Raw genomic sequence first — 4,851 nt, 5'->3', positions numbered from 1 at the left:
CGTCGGCACCCGCGATCACAATGCCTTCAACGTCACACCCAAGGCGGTTCTGAACATCAGCCGCGACAGCATGGCCGTAAACGGTTTTTCACCGGCCACGCGTGTCTTCGAGGCGGCCGGCGCCGGCGCCTGCCTCATCACCGATGCGTGGCTGGGCGTGGAACTGTTCCTGAAACCAGGCGAGGAGATCCTGGTGGCGCGCGACGGCGGCGATGTCGCCGAGATCATGTGCTCGCTGACCTCCAGTCGGGCAAAGGCAATCGGCCAGGCCGCACTTTGCCGCGTGCTGGCCGATCACACCTACGCGTTGCGGGCGGACGTGGCCGATGCAGTCTTCAAACGTCACTTCGAGCAGGGGACCGTGGAGGCAGCGGAATGACCAAGCAATTGGACATCGTCTTTCTTGGCCTGTCGCTGTCCTCATCCTGGGGAAACGGCCACGCCACGACGTTTCGAGGCCTGCTGAAAGGTCTGCACGAACTCGGCCACCGCGTGACCTTTCTGGAGCGCGAGGTGCCGTGGTACGCAAACCACCGCGATCTGCGCGATCCGGATTTCTGCGCCTTGCGCTACTACGAAACCACCGCGGAGTTACAACGCGACTACGCCCGGTGCCTGGAGCAGGCCGACATCGTCGTCATCGGCTCGTTCGTGCCGGAAGGGCGCGTGGTCATCGACATCGTCGCTTCACTTTGCAAAGGGCGCTTCTGCTTTTACGACATCGACACGCCGGTGACCGTGGCGCAGCTTTCAGCCGACGATTGCGATTATCTGAGCTGGCGGCAGATTCCTTACTTCGACGTCTACTTCTCGTTCACCGGCGGGCCGATGCTTGGCCGTCTGGTGGAGGACTTCGGCGCGCGCCGCGCCGAGCCGCTCTACTGCTCGGTCGACCCGGAACGGCACCACCGGACTGGCGATCCGATCCGCTGGGATCTCGGCTATCTCGGCACCTACAGTGCCGACCGGCAGACAATGCTGAATGCGCTGCTGCTCGAGCCCGCACGGCATATGCCGGACCGGCGTTTCGTCGTGGCCGGCTCGCAATACCCATCCGACATCATCTGGCCGGACAATGTTGAACGTATCGAACATCTGCCGCCCGCCGATCATGCCGCGTTCTACAGCCGTCAGCGTTACACGCTGAACGTCACACGCAGTTCCATGATAGCTGCCGGATGGTCGCCCAGTGTGCGCCTGTTCGAAGCGGCTGCTTGCGGCACGCCCATCATCAGCGATCGCTGGCCAGGGCTCGACAGCTTCTTTCCTGCATCGGCGATCCACACCGCCGGGGAAACGGACGATGTCGTCGAGATCCTGTTCGGCGAGTCCGAGCGCACACGCCTCGCCATGGCCCGCCGGGCCCGCGAACGCGTCCTCGCATCCCACACCGGTGCGGCCAGGGCCCGCGAATTCGTGGCGGCGTTGACACAGCCAAGGGCGGCGGCCCTCGATTTCGACATCGGAAGCGCAGCATGACCAGCAGACAGGAGAAAACGGCGATGCGACAAACACGAAACGCGCGAAGGGCAAAGGCAGTGCTTGTTGCCGGCGGTGCGGGATTCCTCGGTTCGCATCTTTGCGAAACATTGCTCCGCAACGGCTGGCGCGTGATCTGCGCCGACAATTTTCTGACTGGGCGCATGGAGAACATCATCTCGATCATGGACCATCCGGGTTTCCGGTTGATCGAGCAGGATATCTGCCGGCCATTGGATCTCGGCGAGCCCGTGGAGCGTATCTTCAACCTGGCATGCGCTGCCTCGCCGCCGCGTTACCAGGCCGACCCTATCCACACCACGCGAACCTGCGTGATTGGAACGCTCAACCTGCTCGAACTCGCTGTCCGATATGACGCGCGGCTGCTACAGGCCTCGACGAGCGAAGTGTATGGCGATCCGGAACAGCATCCCCAGAGGGAGGATTATGTCGGCCACGTGAACTGCACCGGTCCGCGCGCCTGCTACGACGAGGGCAAACGCACCGCCGAAACGCTTTGCTTCGACTATCTGAGAGCCGGCAAAGCCGACGTGCGCGTCGCGCGCATCTTCAACACCTACGGTCCGAGAATGGATCCGGCGGACGGCCGCATCGTCTCGAACCTGATCATGCAGGCGCTCGAGAAACGTCCCCTGACGATCTTCGGCGACGGCTTGCAGACGCGATCCTTCTGCTATGTCTCCGATCAGATCGATGGATTGAGGCGCCTGATGGATATCGATCCCAATCCAGGCAAGCCGGTCAATCTGGGCAATCCCGGAGAATTCACCATCGTGCGACTGGCTGCGTTGGTGAAGGCGATGACGGGTACCAAATCGGATCTGAGATTTCTACCGCTGCCGCAAGACGATCCTCGGCGCAGGCAGCCCGATATTTCGCGTGCAAAAGCGCTGCTCGGCTGGACGCCGAAGGTGCCCCTCAACGAAGGGCTCAAGCTGACGATCGATTATTTCGCAGCTCTCGAAGGCAGCCGCATCGGCGATCAGATGACGGGCTTTGCCAAAAGAGCGAGGCCCGCACCCGGAGGGCTGCAGAACCTTCCGGCGTGATGCGAGATGGCGCCGAACCTTTCCCGAGATCGTGCGGAACATCCGCCCAGGCTTGTGGTTTGGCAGAAGGACCCGATATGGAGGATCACCCTCATGCAACCCAAGCGCCCCTCGAGGGATATCGACCAGATGGCCGAACGCGAGACCGCTGCCTATCTGCGGCGCGCCTCGATTACCTATCTCGAGTGCTGCGTCAGCCTGATGATGACGCATCTGCAGCGCGAGGAAGTGGCCACTATTCTCGAGCAGGAAGCAGACATGCTGCGAAGGCTGGACTGATCGGAAACGATCATATCCGGCATTCGTCCAGGAACCGTATCAGCGGCATCCTATATCGGTCTGCCATCTCGGCCAACCTTGTTTTTTCCCCGCCGTCCTCGGATTGCGCAGCCGTGCTCCAGAGCCCGAGTTGGAATGCCAAATAGCATGGTTCGAAAAAGCCGATGTGGTCATGGTCGATGGCAAGTTCCATTCCCTCGACCAAGGTCCTCACATCGCTGTCGGACAGTCCATACTCGACGCGGGCGCCGGCAATGTCCCACTCGATCGGTTGGCAGCCGATCAAATCATGTGCCCGGCAGTGGTCAACAGCATCTGTCTTGAGCACCGTGCCATCTGCACGAACGAGAAACTCCCACGGTTGAAGCTTTCCGTCGATTTCAACGCGCTGCAGCACATGCGCGGAGGTCGGTTTCGAGAGCCAACCGCGCAACGTCGCTGCGCGTTTCTCGTCCAAGGCTTCCGACGCATTGGAAACAGCCATCTCCGCGAGAGCAAGCAATGATGCACCCGGTTCGCAAGTTCGAAGATTGAGCGCACGCCAGGTCAGGTAGTTTGTGAGCTCCGCGATCAGTTTTTCCCTGGGCAGCGGCGCCTGATCCATCGTGCTGCCATCAATCCACCGTTCAACCAGAAAGCCATGGCAAAGCGCGACAACTTGCGATCCGAACCCGGCTTCATGCAACATCGCCGCGGCTCGTTTCTTGCGGAGTCCGGTTTCGCCGAGGCCGGCGAATTTGACGAGCCAGCGGTCACGCCCTGCGGACGCCAGGAATTTACGCCGCTCGGTACCGCGTGGGCTCGGCGGCCAGCGTCCTTCGTCGGCATAGTGGGCGGCCCGCCACTCGCCACCAGATAGTTCGGTCAGGTTTAATTCCGGCCTGCCGACCGCCTCGGCCACCCAATCGCGCAGCGTGGGAATTTTCGAGCTTTCGGAGAAGGTGCATTCAAACGCCGTCGCCACATGTTTCGGACAGCGCGACCACGTTTCCCGAGCCTCCGGCGACGCTTCGCTGCCCGGGCCGCCTGAATGGCTGGGAAACAGGTGAATGCGGTCCGTATCGACATCCAGTTCACGCAGCCAAACGACAACGGCATGCATCGAACTGCCGGACAGGCCGGGACCCTCGTCGACAACGGCGAAACGCGCCGATGGATTGTTCTTCCAAGCGGTGATCGACCGCGGATCGGCGTTGATGTGCCTGTGGAAGGGATGGCCGATCGGACGAACGCTGAATGGCGCAGGCGCGCCAATCGAGGCCGCCACCATAGCTGCGAGCCCAAGGCCAATGCTGCGGACACCGATAACGCATGTGTTCGCATCGAGCCCCGACTTCTGCGCCGCGTCCAAATAGCTTTCGGGATAAAGCGCATAATGCGCATAACCCTCAGCGGAGCCGGTCAGAACCTCGGCCTGACAGTCGAGCCCGGCCAGCAGCTTGAGAAGTCCCGGATCGATGCCACCGCCAACGTTGAAACCGCTTCGCCACGACTTCGCTACCTCTGCCGCAAGCCCGACCAGCAGCCTGGCGCCTTGCTGTTGCCGTGGCGAAAAAATGTCGATGCCGCAGGTTCCGAAATCGACGTCGGCAAGCGCCTGAACCAGCTCCGACACGCTGATGAACAGTCCGACCAATGCAGCATGGCGTCGGATGCCATGAGACATCCGATCAAGTCTTACGGCCATTTCGCCTGCTGCTTCGCGAAGCTGTTGTGCGTCCTGCGTCCGCTTGTGGTCGCCGTAGACGATCATCGATCGGTTTCCAATGCTTGCCGTGCGGGAACGCATCGGATGCGGCTTCGATCCATGCTGTCTCGCGCAATTTTTCGATGGGTGGAGGAACATTCCGGCAAGCTGATGGTTCGGCGCCAGGAACTTACCTTTGAACAACATAGGGTGGCGGTTTCGTGGGATCGAAAAAGGTTCGTGTTGGTATCGTTGGGGTCGGCAATTGCGCATCCTCCCTGGTGCAGGGCCTCTCGTTCTATCGTCACGCTAAAAGCAACGAACCAATCCCTGGGC

Annotated in this window: 5 protein-coding genes and 1 pseudogene; 5 read left to right on the top strand and 1 reads right to left on the bottom strand. The window is 61.3% G+C overall.

The genetic code is table 11. The features are described 5' to 3' along the window. From EN969_RS17065 to EN969_RS17050, 4 genes are all read left to right on the top strand, one after another. Positions 1 to 379: glycosyltransferase (locus EN969_RS17065; RefSeq protein ID WP_164758307.1), on the top strand; the 379-nt coding region annotated here is incomplete at its 5' end. After that, complete coding sequence (locus EN969_RS17060) at positions 376 to 1,479, top strand: glycosyltransferase (RefSeq protein ID WP_063170153.1); 1,104 nt, start codon at positions 376 to 378, stop codon at positions 1,477 to 1,479. The genes EN969_RS17065 and EN969_RS17060, both read left to right, overlap by 4 nt. A 23-nt stretch (positions 1,480 to 1,502) precedes the next feature. Beyond that, positions 1,503 to 2,549 carry a UDP-glucuronic acid decarboxylase family protein gene (locus EN969_RS17055; RefSeq protein WP_013533199.1) on the top strand — a complete coding sequence of 349 codons (1,047 nt, stop codon included), beginning with the start codon at positions 1,503 to 1,505 and terminating at the stop codon, positions 2,547 to 2,549. 93 nt (positions 2,550 to 2,642) lie between these two features. Next, positions 2,643 to 2,828: a hypothetical protein gene (locus EN969_RS17050; protein ID WP_013533200.1), complete on the top strand. Its 186-nt coding sequence runs from the start codon at positions 2,643 to 2,645 to the stop codon at positions 2,826 to 2,828. Between the two features lie 10 nt (positions 2,829 to 2,838). On the opposite strand, the gene EN969_RS17045 is transcribed toward EN969_RS17050, so the two are convergent. Next, positions 2,839 to 4,581, bottom strand: coding sequence for a hypothetical protein (locus EN969_RS17045; RefSeq protein WP_063170152.1), 1,743 nt, complete (start codon positions 4,579 to 4,581; stop codon positions 2,839 to 2,841). Between the two features lie 155 nt (positions 4,582 to 4,736). On the opposite strand from EN969_RS17045, the pseudogene EN969_RS36045 reads away from it, so the two are divergent. Continuing rightward, positions 4,737 to 4,851, top strand: a pseudogene (locus EN969_RS36045) (inositol-3-phosphate synthase); the annotation flags it as partial.

It is taken from the genome of Mesorhizobium sp. M7A.F.Ca.CA.003.01.2.1 (genome assembly GCF_003998945.1).
Lineage (GTDB): Bacteria > Pseudomonadota > Alphaproteobacteria > Rhizobiales > Rhizobiaceae > Mesorhizobium > Mesorhizobium ciceri.
Note: the sequence above shows the minus strand (reverse complement) of the source record. Positions and strands in the feature narration are given on the sequence as shown.

Coding starts and splice junctions, on each gene's coding strand:
- EN969_RS17060 (WP_063170153.1), top strand. CDS start 376: ATGACCAAGCAATTGGACATCGTCTTTCTTGGCCTGTCGCTGTCCTCA.
- EN969_RS17055 (WP_013533199.1), top strand. CDS start 1,503: ATGCGACAAACACGAAACGCGCGAAGGGCAAAGGCAGTGCTTGTTGCC.
- EN969_RS17050 (WP_013533200.1), top strand. CDS start 2,643: ATGCAACCCAAGCGCCCCTCGAGGGATATCGACCAGATGGCCGAACGC.
- EN969_RS17045 (WP_063170152.1), bottom strand. CDS start 4,581: ATGATCGTCTACGGCGACCACAAGCGGACGCAGGACGCACAACAGCTT.